Annotated in this window: 14 protein-coding genes; 6 read left to right on the top strand and 8 right to left on the bottom strand. The window is 71.9% G+C overall.

What is annotated here, in order from left to right:
- Positions 1 to 4: 4 nt before the first annotated feature.
- Complete coding sequence (locus AB0Q90_RS29730; protein ID WP_363158594.1) at positions 5 to 1,270, bottom strand: protein phosphatase 2C domain-containing protein; 1,266 nt, start codon at positions 1,268 to 1,270, stop codon at positions 5 to 7.
- 152 nt (positions 1,271 to 1,422) lie between these two features.
- On the bottom strand, positions 1,423 to 5,115 hold the full coding sequence (locus tag AB0Q90_RS29725) for a S8 family serine peptidase (protein ID WP_363158595.1): 3,693 nt from the start codon (positions 5,113 to 5,115) through the stop codon (positions 1,423 to 1,425).
- A gap of 191 nt (positions 5,116 to 5,306) precedes the next feature.
- Here AB0Q90_RS29725 and AB0Q90_RS29720 point away from each other — a divergent pair, with 191 nt between their 5' ends.
- The 3 genes from AB0Q90_RS29720 (at position 5,307) to AB0Q90_RS29710 (ending at position 7,244) form a co-directional block, all read left to right on the top strand.
- Positions 5,307 to 6,290: a helix-turn-helix domain-containing protein gene (locus tag AB0Q90_RS29720; protein ID WP_363158596.1), complete on the top strand. Its 984-nt coding sequence runs from the start codon at positions 5,307 to 5,309 to the stop codon at positions 6,288 to 6,290.
- 36 nt (positions 6,291 to 6,326) lie between these two features.
- Positions 6,327 to 6,809, top strand: a complete 483-nt coding sequence (locus tag AB0Q90_RS29715; RefSeq protein ID WP_363158597.1) for a DUF456 domain-containing protein — start codon at positions 6,327 to 6,329, stop codon at positions 6,807 to 6,809.
- Positions 6,810 to 6,875: 66 nt separating this feature from the next.
- Positions 6,876 to 7,244: a PPOX class F420-dependent oxidoreductase gene (locus AB0Q90_RS29710; RefSeq protein ID WP_363158598.1), complete on the top strand. Its 369-nt coding sequence runs from the start codon at positions 6,876 to 6,878 to the stop codon at positions 7,242 to 7,244.
- A 27-nt stretch (positions 7,245 to 7,271) separates the two neighbouring features.
- On the opposite strand, the gene AB0Q90_RS29705 is transcribed toward AB0Q90_RS29710, so the two are convergent.
- The 6 genes from AB0Q90_RS29705 to AB0Q90_RS29680 form a co-directional block, all read right to left on the bottom strand.
- Positions 7,272 to 7,757, bottom strand: a complete 486-nt coding sequence (locus AB0Q90_RS29705) for a methylated-DNA--[protein]-cysteine S-methyltransferase (protein WP_363158599.1) — start codon at positions 7,755 to 7,757, stop codon at positions 7,272 to 7,274.
- A gap of 2 nt (positions 7,758 to 7,759) precedes the next feature.
- The gene (locus tag AB0Q90_RS29700) at positions 7,760 to 9,145 is read right to left on the bottom strand and encodes an AlkA N-terminal domain-containing protein (RefSeq protein ID WP_363158701.1); all 1,386 of its coding nucleotides are present in this window, start codon (positions 9,143 to 9,145) and stop codon (positions 7,760 to 7,762) included.
- Positions 9,146 to 9,207: 62 nt separating this feature from the next.
- Entirely contained in the window at positions 9,208 to 10,302 is a 1,095-nt protein-coding gene (gene rsgA, locus AB0Q90_RS29695; RefSeq protein WP_363158600.1) for a ribosome small subunit-dependent GTPase A, read from the bottom strand.
- A 217-nt stretch (positions 10,303 to 10,519) separates the two neighbouring features.
- Positions 10,520 to 11,986 (bottom strand): cellulose-binding domain-containing protein, encoded by a 1,467-nt coding sequence (locus AB0Q90_RS29690; protein ID WP_363158601.1) that lies wholly within the window; start codon positions 11,984 to 11,986, stop codon positions 10,520 to 10,522.
- A 195-nt stretch (positions 11,987 to 12,181) separates the two neighbouring features.
- A complete protein-coding gene (locus AB0Q90_RS29685) occupies positions 12,182 to 13,501 on the bottom strand; it encodes a radical SAM protein (protein WP_363158602.1) in 1,320 nt (439 codons plus the stop codon).
- Between the two features lie 58 nt (positions 13,502 to 13,559).
- On the bottom strand, positions 13,560 to 14,234 hold the full coding sequence (locus AB0Q90_RS29680; RefSeq protein ID WP_363158603.1) for a pyridoxamine 5'-phosphate oxidase family protein: 675 nt from the start codon (positions 14,232 to 14,234) through the stop codon (positions 13,560 to 13,562).
- Between the two features lie 106 nt (positions 14,235 to 14,340).
- On the opposite strand from AB0Q90_RS29680, the gene AB0Q90_RS29675 reads away from it, so the two are divergent.
- The 3 genes from AB0Q90_RS29675 (at position 14,341) to AB0Q90_RS29665 (ending at position 18,888) form a co-directional block, all read left to right on the top strand.
- Complete coding sequence (locus AB0Q90_RS29675; protein ID WP_363158604.1) at positions 14,341 to 15,585, top strand: FAD-binding protein; 1,245 nt, start codon at positions 14,341 to 14,343, stop codon at positions 15,583 to 15,585.
- A gap of 208 nt (positions 15,586 to 15,793) precedes the next feature.
- Positions 15,794 to 17,041 (top strand): ROK family transcriptional regulator, encoded by a 1,248-nt coding sequence (locus AB0Q90_RS29670; protein ID WP_363158605.1) that lies wholly within the window; start codon positions 15,794 to 15,796, stop codon positions 17,039 to 17,041.
- An 11-nt stretch (positions 17,042 to 17,052) separates the two neighbouring features.
- Positions 17,053 to 18,888: a glycoside hydrolase gene (locus AB0Q90_RS29665; RefSeq protein WP_363158606.1), complete on the top strand. Its 1,836-nt coding sequence runs from the start codon at positions 17,053 to 17,055 to the stop codon at positions 18,886 to 18,888.
- Positions 18,889 to 19,075 lie beyond the last annotated feature (187 nt).

The following is a 19,075-nucleotide window of genomic DNA, read 5'->3' as shown; positions in this document are numbered from 1 at the left end:
TCGGTCAGGCCTCCCAGACGGCTGCGGCCGTACGGTCGTCGGCGTAGCCCTTGACCCGGACCTGGGTGTCGGCGAGGAACGCGGCGAGGCCCGGCGGGGTGCGGCCGGACCAGCGGCCGGTGAGGTGGTGGGCCAGTTCGGCCTCGCCGCGCAGGGGTTCGGCCAGGCCGCCGGTGCACATCAGGAGCGTGTCACCCGGGCGGGCGACCGAGGCGCGGAAGCGGAAGGGCTCGCGGGGTGGTTCCGGGGGGCGGGCCGGTTCGTAGGGGCTCGGGGGTGTCGGGATGCCCAGGTCCATGGTGAGGCGGTCGCCCTCGGGTGTCTCGGCCGGGAGCGAGCCGAAGCCGACGACGGCCTCGCCGACGACGTCGGTGACGCGGGGCTCGATGTCCTGCCACTCGCCGTCGCGCAGCCGGAACAGGCCGCCGGCGCCGACGCCGAAGAAGACGCGGGTGCGGCAGTCGGGGTCGGCGGGCAGCAGGAGGCAGCGCAGGGTGGCCGCGTACTCCTCCGGGTCGACGCCCTGTTCGGCGGCGCTGGCGCGGAGTTTGCCGAGGCTGCGGTCGGTGAGGCGGTGCAGGCCGGACTTGAGGTCGCCGCGGCGGGCGGCGCGGATGTCCGCGGCGAGGCGGGCGTGGCTGCGGCCGACGGCACGGCCGATCCAGTGGCAGGCCTCGGCGGCGGCGCGGTGGGCGCCGGGGGTGGCGCGGGCGCCGGTCGCCATCGCGACGAGGAGCAGGGCGTTCTCGCCGGTGCCGAAGCGGGCGGTGAGGAGGGAGTCGCGGCGGGGTTCGCCCCGGTAGCGGGCGGAGTCGCCGCGCAGGGAGACGGCACGCAGGGTGCAGGCTCCGTACCGGGCCCCGTCGAGCACCGTGTCCGCGACGAGATCGTCCAGGTCGTCGGGGTCGGCGGGCGGCAGAGCGGTGGGCTCGGCGTCATAGGTGGGCGGTCCGGAGCCTACGTAGTCGACGGCGGGGGTTGCCCGGTCGGTGCCCGGCGTGGGCGCGGGCGGGGGGTCGGTTGCGCTGCCCGGCGCCGGCGGGATGCCGTCGTTCTCCAGGACGGGCGCCGCCCCCGGTGCGGCACGGGGCGTCGGCACCACGGGCGTCCGCTCCGGGGCGCGGGCTCCCACCGTTCCGGCCGCCGAGGCGAACCTGTCGTCCAGTGAGTCCGGCGCCGCGGTGGGGCCGGTGTCCTGCGTGGAGTCGTCGTACAGCTGCCTCCACCAGTCGTCCTCGTGACCGGTGGGCGTTCCCCCCTGCTGGCTCATGCCCCATATTGTCCACCGCCCGGGGCGTATGAAAACGGGGCAAGCCGAAAATCGAGTGAGGGGTCGAACGGGGTTGCGATAACGGGAGGAACGAGTCGCCGGGCGGTCCCACCCCCCACGGGAGAACCGCCCGGCGACGCCTGGGTGACGGGTCAGCGCACGTCGTAGGCCCGGATCACGGTCTGGCTGACCGAGTTCCCCTTCGCGTCGGTCAGTTCGGCCCTGAGCGTGACCTGCTTCCCGGTCGCTCCGCTGTGCTCGACGACCGCCTCCCACCGGCCGTCCCGCCGCTCGGTGCGGGCCTCGGTCCAGGTCTCGCCCTCGTCGTAGGAGTAGGAGAGCCGGACCTCGGTCAGTTCGCCGGGCTCGTAGCCGGCATGGCCCGTCGCGGTGAGGACGATCCGCTGACCGTCCGTCGCCGGGAGGGTCTTCAGGCCGTCCTCGGGCAGCTCGTAGCGCGGGAAGAGCAGCGGGATGCCCTGCGAGTACACGTCCTCGTCGAGGGCCGAGCGGAAGGACCAGGTGGTGGTCGTGCTCGTGGACCGCTGCCACACCCGGGCCGGTGAGCCGAACTTGGCCGTGTTGAGGGTGAGTTCGTAGGCCGACTCCTCCGCCGGGACCGTGAACACCCCGAACGGCCAGGCGCTTTCGCCGATCGTCTCGCCGTTCCGCTTCAGGACCATGCTGCCGATGTCACCGAAACCGCCCTGGACGCCCTGGTGTTGGCTGTCGCCCCAGAAGCCGGGCGCAACGCCGATCAGATCACCCTGGCGTTCGGCGGCCAGCACCGGCTCACCGCTGTCGTCGAGCGGGGTGGCGGGCGCGAGGACCCCGCCGTACCACTCCTCGGTGCCGCGCTCGCCCTCCTCGTACGTCCGCGCGGGGTCGATCATGAACTCGCCCCAGGGGAAGCTGCTGGAGACGTCCTGGCCCCAGGCGGTGCCGCCGGTGGTGTGGTACTCGGTGCGGGTGAAGGGCGCGGGGACGGTCTCCAGGCCGCTGAAGTAGGCGACCAGTCCGTTCGGGCGGACCGCGGTCTCCAGGTCGATGTGGTCGGTGGCGGCGCCCGCCATCGAGTTGTACGTCGTCCTGGTCGCGGCCAGTTGGCCGTCGCGCACCCGGTAGGTGCGGGCCGAGCCGATCGGGCCGGCCTCCGGGAAGGCGAGGTTGTAGAGGTAGGGGCTCTTGGCCGTGGCCGTCCAGCGCAGGGTCACGTCCCCGGCGGCGAGCAGGGCCGTCGCCTCCTCGGTGGGAACGGCGAGGAGGGGCAGCGGACTTCCGGCGTATCCGGCCGACGGGTACCAGCGGCCGGGTGCGTCGCGGTACAGGAGGAGGGCGACGGCGCCGGCCGCCTTCGCGCGCGTCGCCGCCCCAAGTGCACCTTCGCCCTCGGGCAGCTTGACCAGCGCGATCTTTCCGGACGCTCCCGAAAGTTCCTCTGCCGTCCCGGACTTGGCGTCGAAGAAGGCCGCCTGTCCGGTGCCGTCGAGGTTGGCCGAGCCGACCGTCGCGGTGGTCGGATGCAGTGACGGGCCGCCGACGACGGCGAGTTCGGTGATCTGCGGGGCGGCGGCGCGCCAGAAGCTGTCGAACTCGAAGTCGCCGTCGGTCACCTTGCCGGTGACGGAGGCGTAGTAGCCGCGCAGGGACCGGCCGCCGGCCGCGGTGCCGGCGTGCAGCCAGGTGTCGTCCCACGAGCGGGCGAAACCGAGCGTGGCGCCGCGGAGTTCGGACGGCTTGTCCGTGCGGATGTTCAGGCGGTGGGCCTTGCGTGCGTCGAGGACGACCGTCGTGTCCTCGCGGATCTCCAGCTGCGGACGGGCCAGGAAGGACAGGGAGTTGAGCGGGGCGCCCTCGGCGTCGGGGGTCGCGATGAAGGAGGAGAGGTAGTAGTTGCCGGGCCGGACCGTGTACGTCTGGTCGGTCGCGCCGTCGTTGAAGCGGCGTTCGCCCCTCGCCTCGTCGGTGCCGATCAGGTCGACGGAGGAGCCGTCGGCGGCGGGCCTGCCGAGCCGGTCGATCAGCTTCACGCGCACGGTGACCGTCTCGGGCTGCACATAGAGCGCGAACGGAGTGGAGACGCTCACCCCCTCGGCCGTGGCGAGCACGCGCCCGGTGATGTCGCCGTACTGGGCGGCCTTCAGGGTCGCCGTCGGGTCGACCGAGAGCGGAACCTCGGCCGTTTTGCCCGCCGGGACGGTGACCGTGCGGTCGGTGAGGCGGGCGATCGGCGAGCGGACGGTGGAGCCGTCGTTGCCGGTGACTCCCACCACCGACAGCTTCAACTCCACCGCCCTGTCTGTGGTGTTGGTGTAGGGCACGGAGACCGTCGTCCGGTCGCTCGCGTCCTGCGGCCAGTTGAACGTGCCGCCCTGTACGGCGGCTGCACCGAGCACCTTCTGTCCGACCGCGGCCTCGACGTCGAGGCGTCCGCCGCCGGTCCCCCGGACGTCGCCGGGGATGCCGGTCTCGGCGGAGGAGACGAGGGCCGCCTTGATCTGCCGGGCGGTCCAGTCGGGGTGCCGCTGCTTGACGATCGCGGCGGCGCCCGCGACATGCGGTGTCGCCATCGACGTACCGCTCATGGACTGGTAGGCATACACGCCGCGGCCGCCCGCGTTGGCGGCGGAGATGCCGACGCCGGGGGCGGTGATCTCGGGCTTGAGGGTGTGGGAGCCGTAGGCCGGGCCGCGGCTGGAGAAGGAGGCCGTGGTGTCGTCGCGGTCGACGGCGCCGACGGTGAGCACGCCGGGGGCGCAACCCGGGGACGAGACCGTGTTGTTGCCGGGTCCGGTGTTGCCCGCGGCGATGACGAAAAGGGTGTTCTCGCTGGACTTGGCGAGTTCCTCGGCCGCCTGCGCCATCGGGTCGGAGCAGTCGGTGCGGGCCGGGTTGCCGAGGCTCATGGAGACGACGTCGGCGCCCTCGTCGACCGCCCACTGCATACCGGCGATGATCCAGGAGGTCTCGCCGTAGCCGTAGTCGTTGAGGACCTTGCCGTTGAGGAGTTCGGCGCCGGGCGCAACGCCCTTGTTCTTTCCTTCACTTGCCGCGCCCGTGCCACCGACGGTGGAGGTGGTGTGGGTGCCGTGGCCGTCGTGGTCGTTGGCGTCGGCGGAGTCGGTGAAGTTCTTCGACGCGCCGATGCGGCCCTTGAGGTCGGGGTGGTCGGTGTCGACGCCGGTGTCGAGGACGGCGACCTTGGTGCCCTTGCCGTCGTAGCCGGCGGCCCAGGCCTCGGGGGCGTGCACCTGCCCCGTCGAGCGGTCGAGGGCGGCCTCCACCTTGGCGTCGAGCCACAGCTTCTCGACCCCGCTGCGGGCCCGGCTGACCTCGGACCAGAAGTCGGCGGCCTTCGTCTTGTCCGCCTTGAGGGCGAGGCCGTCGATGGACGGCAGGGCGAGTCCGCGTTCGGCGCCGCGCGGGGCGGAGCGGGGTGCGGCGCCGGCGTAGGTGGCGATCAGCGGGAGGGTCTCGCTGTGCGCGTCGTCGTAGCCCTGGCGGACCAGGCCGGTGACGTTGAAGAGCTCCTCGTCGACCCGGCCGGCGGCGATCGCCTCGATCGCGCCCTCGGGATAGACGTACAGGTCGCCGCCGGACTGGCGGGTCTGGGTGAACGGAGTGGTGCCGTCGGTGCCGGGCAGGACGACGGCCCCGTCCTTGGTGACGAGGACGCGGTCGCCGGTGACGAGGGTGACGACGGAACCCGTGCCGGGGTTGGCCCGGCTGCCGGTCAGCGGTCCGGGCCGGTCCTCGGCCGCGTGCGTGGGTAGTACGGCTGTCGTGACGGCGAGGACGGCGGCGGTCGCCACGCCCAGGGCCGTCCTCGGTATCGCTCTCCCCAAGATCGCCTTCTTCCCGTGTCGCCGCGTGCCCGCGGGAGTGAACGCGCAGGCCAAAGGCCCAAGGCGGGCATTACGGGCGGTGGTTGATGCTGCGGTGGCGTCACCTTGGCAGAGTGACGGGGGGTACGGCGATGATGTGCCGAGGCGGTTATGCGCCGTGGCTGTTTCCCGCCACGGACCTGGGGAGAGCGATGCTGGCAGCGATAGGTCTGGACGAGACGCACGAGTCGGCGTACCGGGCGCTGGTGTCGGTGGGCGCGGCGGACGTCTCCGCTCTGGCGCGGCGGCTGACGCTCGGCGAGCCGGACACCGAACGCGCCCTGCGCCGGCTGGAGCGGCACGGTCTCGCCGCCCAGTCGCCGGCCCGTCCCGGGCGCTGGGTCGCGGCCCCGCCCGGGGTGGCGCTCGGTGCGCTGCTCACCCAGCGGCGGCACGAGCTGGAGAAGGCGGAGCTGGCGGCGGCGCTGCTGGCGGAGGAGTACCGGGCGGCGGCCTCGGAGCCCGGCGTGCACGATCTGGTCGAGGTGGTGACCGGCGCGGACGCGGTGGCCCAGCGGTTCCTCCAGATCCAGCTCGGCGCGAGCCAGGAGGTGTGCGCGCTGGTCACCGGCAACCCGGTCGTCGTGTCCGGCACGGACAACGACGCGGAGGAGCAGGCCACCGACCGCGGGGTGCGCTACCGGGTGGTGGTCGAGCGCTCGGTGTTCGACCTGCCGCACGGGATCACCGAGCTGTCCGCCGCGCTGGGCCGGGACGAGCAGGTGCGGGTGGTGGACCGGGTGCCGACCAAGCTGGTGGTCGCCGACCGCTCGCTGGCCCTGGTGCCGCTCGTCTCGCGGGCCGCGGAGCCCGCCGCGCTGGTCGTGCACGCGAGCGGTCTGCTGGAGCTGCTGTCCGAGCTGTTCGAGTCGGTGTGGCGGGACGCGCTGCCGCTCCGGCTCGGGGCGGCCGGGGTGAGCGAGGAGGAGCCCGACGGCCCCGACGCCACCGATCTGGAGGTGCTCTCGCTGCTGCTGGCGGGGCTGACCGACGCGAGCGTGGCCAAGCAGCTCGACCTGGGCCTCAGGACCGTGCAGCGCCGGGTGAAACGGCTGATGGAGCTGACCGGGGTGTCGACCCGGCTCCAGCTGGGCTGGCACGCCTACGAGCGGGGCTGGGTGGCCCGGAACCGCTGACCTGCGCGTTCCCCCGGGCTCCGGCACCCTGGACAGATGGGAGCGTGGGATCTCCTGCTGGTCGGCATGGTCATCCTGCTCGGCCTGTGCGGGGTACTGGTGCCCGGCGTGCCGGGATCGTGGCTGGTGTGGGCCGGGGTCCTGTGGTGGGCGCTGAAGGATCCGGAGGCGATCGCGTGGTGGGTGCTGGTCGGGGCGACCGTCGCCCTGTTCCTCTCCCAAGTGGTGCGCTGGGCCCTGCCGCCCCGACGGCTGCGGCAGAGCGGCGCCACCCGCCGGATGGGCGTCTACGCCGGCTCGGGCGCGTTCCTGGGCTTCTTCCTGATACCCGTGCTCGGTGCGATCCCCGGTTTCATGGGCGGCATCTACCTGGAGGAACGCCTGCGCCTTGGCCGTCACGCCGAGGCGATGGCGGCACTGCGGACGGCGATGCGCTCGGGCGGCTCCAGCGTGCTGGCGGAGCTGTTCACCTGTCTGCTGATCGCGGGGGCGTGGCTGGGCGCGGTGATCTGGGGGTGACGTAGGGCCTACGGCCTAGGGCGAGGATCCGATGTGCGGGGCGGGCGGTCGTGTTTGGCTGGCCCCATGACGGAACTCAGCGAGGCCGAGCGCAGGTATCTGAAGTCGCAGCGCCTGGGGCGGATGGCCACCGTCGACCCGCAGGGGCAGCCGCAGGCGAACCCGGTCGGATTCCATCCGCGGGACGACGGCACGATCCTGGTCGGCGGCCACGCCATGGGCACCACCAAGAAGTGGCGCAATCTCCAGCGGAACCCGAAGGTGTCGCTCGTCGTCGACGACGTCGTCAGCGTGCGCCCGTGGAAGGTGCGCGGCATCGAGATCCGCGGCGACGCGGAGCTCCTGACCGGCCCGCACGACCTGGGCCCGCACTTCAGCGAGGAGGTGATCCGCATCCGCCCGCGGTGGATCCACAGCTGGGGCCTGGAGGACTGAGCGCTGCGCCGGCTTCACCCGGCCCGCTCAGAGAGCGCCTTCCAGGGTGAGCAGCGCCGTCTTGCGTTCCAGGCCGCCCGCGTAGCCGGTGAGGGAGCCGTCGGCGCCGATCACCCGGTGGCAGGGGCGGAGGATCAGCAGCGGGTTGGCGCCGATCGCGCCGCCGACGGCTCGTACGGCCGCCCGGGAAGCGCCGATCCGGGCGGCGATCTCGCCGTACGTCGTGGTCGCCCCGTAGGGCACGGTGTCGAGGGCGGCCCAGACCTTCCTGCGGAACTCGGTGCCCTCGGCGCGCAGCGGCAGCCGGAACTCCTTCAGCTCGCCCGCGAAGTAGGCGGCGAGCTGTTCCTCGGCGTCCCGGAACAGTGCCGGGTCCTGGCGCCAGCCGTCCTGGACGGTGCGACCGCCCTTCTGGCCGGGCACGGAGAGGGAGGTCAGGGCGCGGGTGGACGGGTCGGCGGTGACGAGGAGCGGGCCGACGGGGCTGTCGACGGTCGTCCAGTGGGTGGTCATGGTTACTCCAACTCCCCTGCGGTACGCAGGTGTTGCAGGGCGTATGAGCGCCAGGGGCGCCAGCTGTCGGGGACGTCGGCGCCCGCCGGGGCGACGTCCGGGTCCCCGAGGGCGCGGGTACGGATGACGGCGACCGTGCGGGGGTCCAGGCCGGGCAGGGCGAGCAGCGCCTCCTGCGCTTCGTCCCGGTCGGCGCCCGGATCCAGTCGTACGGCGCCGTCGGCGAGGGCGGTGGCGAGCGGGCCCGCGGGGCCGTCCGGCTCGGCCTCGGCGAGGACGGCCGGTTCGGGGAAGAGGTGGGTGAGGCCGCCGCAGGGGGCGTCCAGTGTCTTGCCGTACCGCCGCACGAGCCGCTCGGCCTCGGCCCGCCCCACCAGCGCCCGCACGGCCAGTTCCTCCGGGTCGGCGGCGCCCGGTGAGCGCAGTCCGGGCCGGGCGGCGACGAGCGGGGCGAGCCGGGGGTCGGCGCCGAGCCGTTCGTCGACGGCGTACGGGTCGGCGTCGAGGTCGAACAGCCGGCGCAGTCGCTGCACGGCGGTGGTGAGGTCACGGGGGTCGGTGAGGTGCAGACGGGCGTCGAGCCAGCCGCCCGGGTGGGCGCCGGAGGCGGTCCGTACCGTCCCGGTCCGCTCCTCGACCGCGACGATGCCGGTGCCGTGCGGCAGCCGCAGGGTACGGCGGTAGGTGCGCCGATCGGGGGCCCCGCTCACCTCCTCCACGCCGGGCACCGCCTCGGCCTGGAGCAGGTCGAAGACGGCCCTGGACCGGTACGGCCCCCGGTGGGCCAGCCGCAGCGGGATCCCGGCCGTCGGGGTGGCGGCGCGGCGGGCGGAGCGTACGGCGGCCCGCAGCTCGCTGGGTGTCTGCGCGTACACCTCCCGGATGGTGTCGTTGAACTGGCGGACGCTGGCGAACCCGGACGCGAACGCGATCTCCGTGATCGCCAGGTCCGTGGTCTGCAGCAGCGTGCGGGCGGTGTGCGCGCGCTGGGCCCGGGCCAGGGCGACGGGTCCGGCGCCGAGCTCACCGGTGAGCTGCCGCTGGACCTGCCGGGGGCTGTAGCCGAGGCGTGCGGCGAGACCGGAGACGCCCTCGCGGTCCACCACGCCGTCGCCGATCAGCCGCATGGCCCGGCCCACGACGTCGGCGCGGGCGTTCCAGTCGGCGGAGCCGGGGACGGCGTCCGGGCGGCAGCGGCGGCAGGCCCGGAACCCCGAGCCCTGGGCCCCGGCGGCCGTGGTGAAGAAGCGCACGTTACGGCGTTTCGGGGTGACCGCCGGGCAGCTGGGGCGGCAGTAGATGCCGGTCGTTTCGACGGCGAAGAAGAACTCGCCGTCGAAACGGGCGTCCCGGCTGCGTACCGCCTCGTACCTGGTGTCCTCGTCCATCACGCCATCAAGTCTCGGTGACGTGAAGGACTGCTGCTAGCGGGATTCGGACGTGACGTCCGCTACCGCCAGCCGTTGCGCTTCGCTTCCATCGCCGCCCTTCCCTGCGCCCCCTTCCGCTTCCAGTCCCGCTTGATCTCGGCGCGTACGCGGGCGTCGGTCTTGGCGACGATCCACTGGTTCTCGCGGACGAGCTTGCGGTAGCTCTCCAGCCGCCGGTGCGGCAGCTCGCCCGCGTCGACGGCCTCCTGCACCGCGCACCCGGGCTCGCTCTCGTGGGCGCAGTCGTGGAAGCGGCAGTTGCGGGCGAGCTCCTCGATCTCGGAGAAGACCTGCCCCACCCCGCTCCCCGCGTCCCAGAGCCCGACGCCCCGCAGCCCGGGGGTGTCGATCAGCACACCCCCGCCGGGCAGCGCGAGCAGATTCCGGGTGGTCGTCGTGTGCCGCCCCTTGCCGTCCATGTCGCGCGTGGCCTGTACGTCCATGACGTCCTCGCCGAGCAGCGCGTTGGCGAGCGTGGACTTGCCCGCACCGGACTGCCCGAGCAGCACGGCCGTACCGCCGGAGACGATCGCGGCGAGGACGTCCAGCCCCTCGTCGAGATGGGCACTGACGGTCAGCACGGGCACGCCCGGCGCCGTCGTCTCGACGTCCTGCACCAGATGCGCGAGCGTCGCCGCGTCCGGCACCAGATCCGCCTTGGTGAGCACGACCACCGGCTGCGCCCCGGACTCCCAGGCCAGCGCCAGGAACCGTTCGATGCGGCCGAGGTCGAGCTCGACGGCCAGCGACACGGCGACGATCGCATGGTCGACGTTGGCCGCGAGGATCTGCCCCTCGGACCGCTTGGAGGAGGTGGAGCGCACGAAGGCGGTACGGCGCGGCAGATACGTCCGTACATAACGCGGGTTGCCCGACGGTTCGACGGCGACCCAGTCGCCCGTGCACACGACCCGCATGGGGTCGTGCGGCGTGACGAACGCCGTGTCGGCGCGCACCAGCCCATCGGCAGTGACGACGTCGCACTGCCCGCGATCCACCCGGACGACCCGCCCGGCGAGCAGTCCTTCGGCGTCGTAGGGGGCGAACTCGTCCGCCCATGCGTCGTCCCAGCCGTAGGGAGCGAGCGCGGAAAAAGCAGCAGAGAGGGAAGTCAAGGGTGACCCTTCAAAGGGTGGCCCCGGCAAAAGGAGTTGAGGTCAGCCGACGGCCACGGAGGTGGACTTGATGGATTCCTGGATGCGGGTAGCGCTCATCGCAAAGACAGCCATCGGTCGACACCTCCTCGTCACACTCGTTCGTCTCGCACGCACTTCTGTGCTGCGCCGCCACTGTAGCCCGACGCCTCGGCGGCGCGTCAACATGTTTTCGGCCTCAGGCCAAGGTGCAGTCCCGCCCGTTGAGTTCGAAGTCGCGCGCGGGTGAGTTCTTGCCCTGCCACGAGGCAATGAAGCCGAAGGCAAGGGTCCCGTCGGCGGGGACCGTCTTGTTGTAGTCGGCGGCCGTGGCGGTGACGCGGGAGCCGTTCTGGGTGAAGCTTGCGTCCCACATCTGGCCGACCTGCTGGCCGTCGCGGAAGGACCAGGCGACGCGCCAGGTGTCGAGGGGGCGTTCGGTGGTGACGGAGACGGTGACCTGGAAGCCGTCGGGCCACTGGTTGATCAGGTCGTAGCGGACCCGGCAGGTCGCGGGCGCGCTGGTTTCGGGGTCGGCGGCGGTGGTGGTGTGGGTGCCCTGGGGTTCGGGGTCGGGGTCCTTGTGGGCGGGCGGGTTCTTCGCGTCGCTCTCACTCGCGGAGGGGCGCGGGGTGTCGGAGGGGGACCGGGTGGGGGACGACGACGTCAGGGTGGGGGCGGGGTCGGCCACCGGCTGGCGGTCGCCGGGGTCGCCGCCCGCCGCGGCTCCGTCGTCCGTGCTGCCGAAGGGCATCATCGACACGGCGAGCGCGAGCAGGGAGACGAGGACGGCGGCGACGAGGAGGCCGTTGCGTACGACGCGTCCCTTCTGCGCGGCGGGGTCGCGTTCGGTGTCGGGCGTGTCGGGGCGGCCGGCGCCGAGGCGTACCTCGGCGGCGCGGCGGCGGCGCTCCAGGTAGGCGAGGCCGCCCCAGCCGATCACTCCCCCGGCGAGGGCGGCGGGCAGGCCGACGCCGTGCAGCCGCAGACAGGCGGCGGCCTCGGCGCAGTCGGCGCAGCGGGCGAGATGGCGGGAGAGATCCTCGGGGGTCTCGGCGACGGGCGAGCGGGTGACCGCGTCGAGGAGGCGGACGTAGCCGCGGCACTGCGGGTCCTTCGGCGCGTCGAGGTGGTTGCGGCGGCAGCGGTCCCGGAACAGGACGTGCACCTGGGCGAGTTCGTCGGAAACGGTGGCAGGGTCGAGGCCGAGCCGGCGGGCCACGGCAGTCAGCGGCAGCGCCTCCACCTCGGCGAGCCACAGCAGTTCGGCGTCGGGCTGCTGCATGTCGCGCAGTGCGCGCAGGGCGAGCGGGCGGCCGGAGGGCGGGGCCGTGTAGCGGGCGGCCTTGTCCGAGTGGAGCCACAGGCGCAGGTCGGGGTCGAGCGCGTGGCCCTTGCCCGCCTCCTCCCAGTCGGCCGCGGTGGCGCGAACGGCGCTGAGCAGCAAGGGGATTCGGGGCAGACGGGGTGAGCGGCGGCCGCCCCGGACGCCGTGGTCCTCGGCGGCGCGCAGCTCGCGCATACCGGCCGCGAACGCCTGGCGGGCCAGCTCGGTGGCGGCGGTGGAGCCGGCCGTGCACAGGTCGGCGTACGAGAGCACGGCGTCCCAGCACTCGGAGAACAGCGCGGCCTCGGTGGCGTCCTGGGGAGTCGGCAGGTCGGGCATGGGTCTCCTGCATCCACGAGCGAGGTCAACTCGCCATATTGGCAAAGGAGTTGGGGGGAACCTCGCGGCAGAACACGAGCTTTTCACGTCATCGACACAACTGACAAGCGCACTGTTCAGATGTCACACGCGTCCGCCGGGACCCTCGACTCCAGCCTGTTGTACGGATCCCGGCGACACCTTGTTCATCACCCGTCACACTGCGGAGGGTTCCTCCGCGGGCAGGCTGTCCATGAAAGAGCTCACGGAGAAGACGGCACGGCCGGGGCCGGGCTCGCCGTAACCGGGCGGGGACGACAGGCCGAACTCCTCCATGGTGGCGCGGTAGGCCTCCAGCAGCCGGATGTGGTACTCCAGCGGCGCACCCTGCGGGTTGGCCTTGCCGAGCGGGGTCGTGGGCTCGGGGCACCAGGTGGTGAAGCGGGGCGTGATGCCCTGCGACATGAAGAAGCGCAGGCCCTCGGTGGTCGAGGCGATCGCCTCGTCGACCGTCTTGAAGCCGAAGGGCTCGGCCATCTCCACGCCCGCCACGAAGTTGGGGATCACGTTGCGCGCGCCGAAGACCTCCGCGGAGTCCAGGATCCGCTTGTGCCACACGTCGCGGCCGACGTAGCGCTCCTTGCCCGGGCAGTACATCTTGAACAGGTACTCGTCCCACACCTCGTAGTTGGGGTGGTAGATCTGCACGCCGTAGTCCTTGAACCGCTGCACGTCGTCACGCGGCAGCGCCTGGGCGACGACCTTGCCGATCCAACGGCCCGGGAAGCGCTCCTCGATGGCCTTGGCGTAGTGGCCGTAGAAGTCGGCCTCGTCGCGCCCGGAGACCGTCTTGGTGATGGCGCCGCCGGTGAGCGTGTAGGCCGTGGAGGCCTTGGCGGTGTCGTAGCGGTCGATGATCTCCAGGGCCTCCAGCACCTCCTCCACGTCCTTGACGCCCGTGTACGGCCGCCCGGCCGCCTTGTGCTGGCGCCAGTTGTGGTTGATGTCGCAGTACTGGCACTCCTCCTTGGCACCGAAGTACTGGCAGACCCGGAAGACGGTCAGGTAGATCAGGTAGCCCCACTGGATGGTCGGGGCGACCTCCATGACGGACTTCCCGTTGGCGAGGGTGTGCCGGTAGTACTCCGGCATGGGCGGCACCCCGACGTCGGAGATGCGCTTGCCGTCGAGGTAGAGCCCGAGCATGCCGTCGTCGTCGGCGGCCACGCGGTACGGCGACGACGGGTTCACGCGCACCGAGACGACCGTCCGACGCAGGTCGTACGGCCCGCCGGTGAGGATGATCTCCTCGGGCGGACGGCGCAGCGCCGCCTCGCCCAGCTCGGGCAGGGTGCCGTGGTCGAAGGAGAAGATGAAGTACGACTTCGGCTTGACCTCGCCGGACTCGTTGTCGCTCAGCGCGGACGGGTCGAAGGCGACACCTCCGCGGAGCAGGTCCTCCTTGAAGACGGCCTCCCGCGGTACATGCGGAAAGCGCTCCATCAGATCCTCGACCAGCGCGGTACGGCTGCCCATCCCGTGTCTCCTCCCGGCTCAGGCGTTCGACTCCTCACGGTATGCCCCCGCCTGCGCGTCACCCGTGCCGGGTCCCCTCGTGGCGCGCGATGTGCTCCGGGACGGGGGTGTCCGACGGCAGCAGCGGGTCGGGCACCGGTGCGCCCCAGGTGGTGGTCAGGGGCAGCGTTCCGGCCCACAGGCCCAGCTCGGCGTCGGGGCCGTCGCCGTCCTCGGGCGCGCCGGTGCGGATCTTGACCGAGGCGTGTTCGAGGGAGACCGCGAGGAGGGTGGTGGCGGCGAGCTCCTTACGGTTCGGGCGGCGGGCGTACGACCACTGCCCCGGCGCCGCGTGTTCGGTCAGCAGACGCAGGCCTTCGAGCTTCTCCTCGGGGTCGGTGACCTGGCGGGCCTCGCCGTGAATGACGGCGCTCCGGTAGTTCACGCCGTGCTCGAAGACGGACCGGGCGAGGACGAGCCCGTCGACATGAGTGACGGTCACGCACACCGGGGATCCGGCGGCGAGGCTGCGGCTGGCGACCGAGCCATGGACGTACAGCCATCGCTCGTCACGGCCGTAGACGGTCGGGACGACGAGCGGCCGGCCGTCGAGCAGCACGCCGAGATGGCAGACGAAACCGGCGTCTAGGATCGCGTCGAGATCGGCCCTCGCAAGGCTGCCCTGCTCGCGCAGGCGGCGGTGCCGGGTGAGGTCGGTCTGCGGCAGAGTGGCGGGGAACGGTTGCGAGGTCATACCCAGGAAACTACCGAAATCGCACGCCAAGGGCGACCGCGATTGCGGAAACAGTGACCTCAAGGCACCACCACAACGAAATCAGTGGAAGGGGAGGGGTGCTCCGATGACCGGGACCGTGACCAACTGGGCGGGCAACATCACGTACACCGCCAAGGAGCTCCACCGCCCGCACTCGCTCGACGCGCTCAGGGCCCTGGTGGCCGACAGCGCGCGGGTGCGGGTGCTGGGCAGCGGGCATTCGTTCAACGAGATCGCCGAGCCGGGCGCCGAGGGCGTCCTGCTGTCGCTGGCCGGGCTGCCGGACGGGATCGACGTCGACACGGAGGGCCGGACGGTACGGGTCGGCGGTGGCGTGCGATACGCGGAGCTGGCCCGGATGGTGCACGCGCACGGGCTGGCGCTGCCCAACATGGCGTCGCTGCCGCACATCTCGGTGGCGGGGTCGGTGGCGACCGGGACGCACGGCTCGGGCGTGGCCAACGGGCCGCTGGCCTCGGCCGTGCGCGAGGTGGAGCTGGTGACGGCGGACGGCTCGACGCGGCGGATCGGGCGTACGGACGCCCGGTTCGGCGGGGCAGTGACCTCGCTCGGTGCGCTCGGGGTGGTCACCGCGCTGACCCTGGACCTGGAGCCGGCGTTCGAGGTCGAGCAGTATGTGTTCACCGAACTCCCCCTGGAACGACTGGAGTTCGAGACCGTGGCGCGGGCCGCCTACAGCGTCAGCCTGTTCACGGACTGGCGTGCGCCCGGCTTCCGGCAGGTGTGGCTCAAGCGGCGCACCGACCAGCCGCTGCCCGACTTCCCATGGGCCGCGCCCGCGACCGAGCAGATGCACCCGGTGCCGGGCATGCCCGCGGTCAACTGCACCGAACAGTTCGGCGTACCGGGGCCCTGGCACGAGCGACTGCCGCACTTCCGGGCGGAGTTCACCCCGAGCAGCGGCGCCGAGCTCCAGTCGGAGTACCTGCTGCCGCGGCCGTACGCCCTGGACGCGCTGCATGCGCTGGACGCGGTCCGTACGACGATCGCACCGGTGCTCCAGACCTGCGAGGTGCGCACGGTGGCCGCCGACGAGCAGTGGCTGAGCCCGTCGTACGGGCGGGAGACGGTGGCGCTGCACTTCACCTGGGTCGAGGACACGGCGGCGGTACTGCCGGTGCTGCGCCGACTGGAGGAGGCGCTGGAGGGTCTGGACGCACGGCCGCACTGGGGGAAGGTGTTCACCACGCCGGCCGAGGTGCTGCGCGGGCGGTATCCGCGGCTGGACGACTTCCGGTCGCTGGCGCATGAGCTGGACCCGGAGGGGAAGTTCGCCAACGCCTTCGTGCAGAACGTCCTCGGAGACTGACTTTATAAACCCCCTTTCCTAACCCCTTGTCGAAAGTCCCCCGCAGCCCATAGCCTTGCGCCGCGCCGGTGCCGATGCCGCTCCGGCCTGAGCCGAGCCGAAGGGACTGGGGGACGATCCGGTGCTGTGCTCTCCCGGGGGACAACCCCCGGACCCCCGGCAGAAAAGACCGTCAACGCGCCCAGAGCAGAAAAGTGGGGGAAGTTCGATGAAGCGCGGCACCTCACGTGACATCCGCACCGCGAACCGCTACGAGGTGCTGCGCCAGATCATCGCCGCGTCGCCCACCTCCCGGCAGGAGCTGGCGGCCGCCACCGGACTGAGCCTGGCCACGGTCGCCACGCTCGTCGGCGAGCTGCTCGACCTCCGCATGATCACGGAGGTGGGCTTCGAGGACTCGGCGGGCGGCCGCCCCCGGGGTCTCGTCGCGGTCAACGCGTCGGGGGGCGCGTTGATCGGCGTCGACATCGCGGAGACGTACGTCCATGTCGAGCTGTTCGACCTCGCGCTGAACGTCCTGGCCCGCGCCGAGGAGGACGTCCGCCCCGGCGAGAGCCTCCCCGAGCAGGTGGTCAGCCATGTGGCCGCCGCCGTCGGCTCGGTGGTCGCGCAGGCCGGGATCGAGGGCGCGCGGGTACTCGGTGTCGGCGTGAGCGTGCCGGGGCAGGTGGACCGGGCCACCGGCACCTCGGAGTACGCGCCCAACTGGGACTGGCACGAAGTGCCGCTGCTGGACCTGCTCACCGAGCACATCGCCTACCCGCTGTACCTGGACAACCCGCTGCGCGCCTCCGCGGTGGCCGAGCTGTGGTTCGGTGCCGCGCGCGGGCGCGGGGACGCCGTGGTGGTCAACCTCGGGACCGGGGTGGGCGCCGGGCTCGTCCTCGGCGGGGCGCTGCACCGGGGCGTCAGCAACAGCGCCGGCGAGTGGGGCCACACCACGATCGTCCTGGACGGCCGCCTGTGCCGCTGCGGCAAGCACGGCTGTGTGGAGGCGTATGTCGGCGCGTCCGGAATCATGCTCACCCTGCGGGAGTTGAGCGCCGACAGCGCACTGCTGCACCCGGAGGACCAGACGGCCACCATCGCCGCGCTGGCCCGGGGCGTGCAGGAGCACGACCCGGTGGCGCTCAAGGTGGTCCGTGACACCGTCCGCTACCTGGGCACCGGCATCGCCGACCTGGTCAACCTGTTCAACCCCGAGGTGGTCGTGCTCAGCAGCTGGGTGGCGACCGCCCTCGGCGAGCCGCTGGTCGCGGAGGTGCGCGAGGCCGTCGCCCGGCACGCGCTGCCGCGGCCGATGGCCGCAACCGAGATCGTCCTCTCCCCGATCCCCACCGACCCGGTGTGCCTGGGCGCGGCGACGTTCGCGCTCGAAGGGGCACTGCAGTCAGTCGGGCAGAGGCAGTCCAAACGCACCACCCCCGCAAGGAGCCGTACCGCACCGCCTTCATGACGACGGAAGGGATGCACGTGACTCACCCCCACCCGAGGAGACCGGCTCTCCTGACAGTGGCAGCCGCGCTCGCTGTCGCCGGTCCTCTCATATCCGCCCCCACCGCTTCGGCCGCAACCCCCATGGCTGCCGAGGTCTCACCGCACGCCGCTCAGACCATCGACAACATCGGTGCCTCCGGCGCCTGGTGGGTCAACGACCTGAAGAACTTCGACCCGAAGGTGCAAGCCCGGGTCGCCGAGCTGCTGTTCTCCTCCGAGGGCCTGGACCTCAGCAACTACCGCTACAACATCGGCGGTGGCGGCACGGCGGTCACCACGCCGTCCCGGGCCCCGGAGGACTTCCGAAACGACGACGGCAGTTACGACTGGACCAAGGACAAGGGCGGCCGCACCTTCCTCGCCTACGCCGCGAAGTACGGCGTGGAGGACCTGGTGGCCTTCGTCAACAGCGCGCCGGCCGAGTGGAAGACGAACGGCCAGAGCTGCGGCGGCTACTTGAAGGCGGAGAACGAGCAGGACTTCGCCGAGTATGTCGCCGACGTCACCGACCACTTCGCGAAGCTGGGCCAGAAGTTCGACTACATCAGCCCCTTCAACGAGCCGACGAACAGTTTCGACTCCTGCGGCCAGGAGGGCATGCTCGTCGACGTCCCGCAGCGCGACGACATCGTGCGGGCGCTGGGCGCCGAGCAGGACGCGCGCGGGCAGCGGACCGGCATCATCGCCGACGAGTCCACCAGCACGGTGAAGTTCAACGACGAGGTCCCGCAGTGGATCTCGCAGCCGGGGACCGCCCAGTACGTCGACAAGCTGGCCCACCACACCTACGACAACCCCAGCGACGCCAACCGGGCCAAGGTCTACGAGACCTCGAAGAAGGTCGGCATCGAGTCCTGGTCGACGGAGATCTGCTGCTTCGGCAAGGGCGGCACGGGCTGGGCGCAGGAGTACGACCCCACCATCGACGGCGGTCTGAACCTGTCCCGGATCATGTACAAGGACTTCGCGACGGCCCACGACTCGGCGTTCCACTGGTGGGTGGCCCTGTCCGAGATGATCGGCAGCGACCCGTACGCCCGTAACGACGAGGGCTGGAACGACGGCCTGATCTACTACGACCCGGACTACGCCGCCAACGGCAACCAGACCCTGTACTTCACCAAGCGGTACTACGCGCTCGGCCAGTACAGCAAGTTCGTGAAGCCGGGCTCCGTCATGCACAACGTGACCGGCGTCCCGGACGGTGTCGAAGTCAGCACCTACGACCGGAACGGCAAGTGGGTCGTGGTGGTCAACAACCACAACACGACCGGCACTTCGCTGGATCTGCACTTCAACAGCGACACCCCGCTGCGCGCCTCGCAGGGCGTGCGGACGTCGGCCACCGAGGACTGGGCGCACGTCGCGAAGCCGTCCGTCAGCGGCGGCACGATGTCGGCGTCGCTGCCGGCCCGCTCCATCACGACGTACGTCCTCGACCAGAAGGGCCAGGGCGGTTCGGCCGTCACCGGCGCCTGGAAGGGGCAGCAGTCCGGCAAGTGCCTGACTGCGGACTCCTCCGGGGCGGCGATCAGCACCTGCGCGGGCCAGGAGTGGTCGTACGACGCGAAGGGCGCGTTGAAGGGCGTGAACGGCTATCTGACGGCCGGGAGTTCGGGTCTTGCGACCTCCGCCGAGTTCACCGGTGACCCCTCCCAGCGCTGGCTGCTGAACTCCAACGGGCAGATCGTCAGCGAGGCGTCCGGGCAGTGTCTGGACGTCGGCGGGCAGGCGACCGCCGACGGCAGCAGGGTAGGCCTGTGGACCTGCAACGGAGGGGCCAACCAAGCCTGGTTCCGGCAGTGACACAGCACGTCTGAGAGGGAGTTGCGGGCCGCTGGTGCGGCGGCCCGCAACCCCGTCACGTCCGGTATCCCGAACCGTAAACAACGCTTCGAACAGACTTCGTTCAACCCCTTGCCGAAGCCTTAGCCGAAGGTTAACGTCCCGCACCGCAACCTGAATTGAGCCACCTGGCGAAAGCCGTGGAGCC

Origin of the sequence: Streptomyces sp. NPDC079141 (genome assembly GCF_040686775.1) — a bacterium.
Classification (GTDB): Bacteria; Actinomycetota; Actinomycetes; order Streptomycetales; family Streptomycetaceae; genus Streptomyces.
Note: the sequence above shows the minus strand (reverse complement) of the source record. Positions and strands in the feature narration are given on the sequence as shown.

Coding starts and splice junctions, on each gene's coding strand:
- AB0Q90_RS29680 (WP_363158603.1), bottom strand. CDS start 14,234: ATGACCTCGCAACCGTTCCCCGCCACTCTGCCGCAGACCGACCTCACC.
- AB0Q90_RS29705 (WP_363158599.1), bottom strand. CDS start 7,757: ATGACCACCCACTGGACGACCGTCGACAGCCCCGTCGGCCCGCTCCTC.
- AB0Q90_RS29720 (WP_363158596.1), top strand. CDS start 5,307: ATGCTGGCAGCGATAGGTCTGGACGAGACGCACGAGTCGGCGTACCGG.
- AB0Q90_RS29670 (WP_363158605.1), top strand. CDS start 15,794: ATGAAGCGCGGCACCTCACGTGACATCCGCACCGCGAACCGCTACGAG.
- AB0Q90_RS29665 (WP_363158606.1), top strand. CDS start 17,053: ATGCACGTGACTCACCCCCACCCGAGGAGACCGGCTCTCCTGACAGTG.
- AB0Q90_RS29685 (WP_363158602.1), bottom strand. CDS start 13,501: ATGGGCAGCCGTACCGCGCTGGTCGAGGATCTGATGGAGCGCTTTCCG.
- AB0Q90_RS29690 (WP_363158601.1), bottom strand. CDS start 11,986: ATGCCCGACCTGCCGACTCCCCAGGACGCCACCGAGGCCGCGCTGTTC.
- AB0Q90_RS29730 (WP_363158594.1), bottom strand. CDS start 1,270: ATGAGCCAGCAGGGGGGAACGCCCACCGGTCACGAGGACGACTGGTGG.
- AB0Q90_RS29700 (WP_363158701.1), bottom strand. CDS start 9,145: ATGGACGAGGACACCAGGTACGAGGCGGTACGCAGCCGGGACGCCCGT.
- AB0Q90_RS29710 (WP_363158598.1), top strand. CDS start 6,876: ATGACGGAACTCAGCGAGGCCGAGCGCAGGTATCTGAAGTCGCAGCGC.
- AB0Q90_RS29675 (WP_363158604.1), top strand. CDS start 14,341: ATGACCGGGACCGTGACCAACTGGGCGGGCAACATCACGTACACCGCC.
- AB0Q90_RS29715 (WP_363158597.1), top strand. CDS start 6,327: ATGGGAGCGTGGGATCTCCTGCTGGTCGGCATGGTCATCCTGCTCGGC.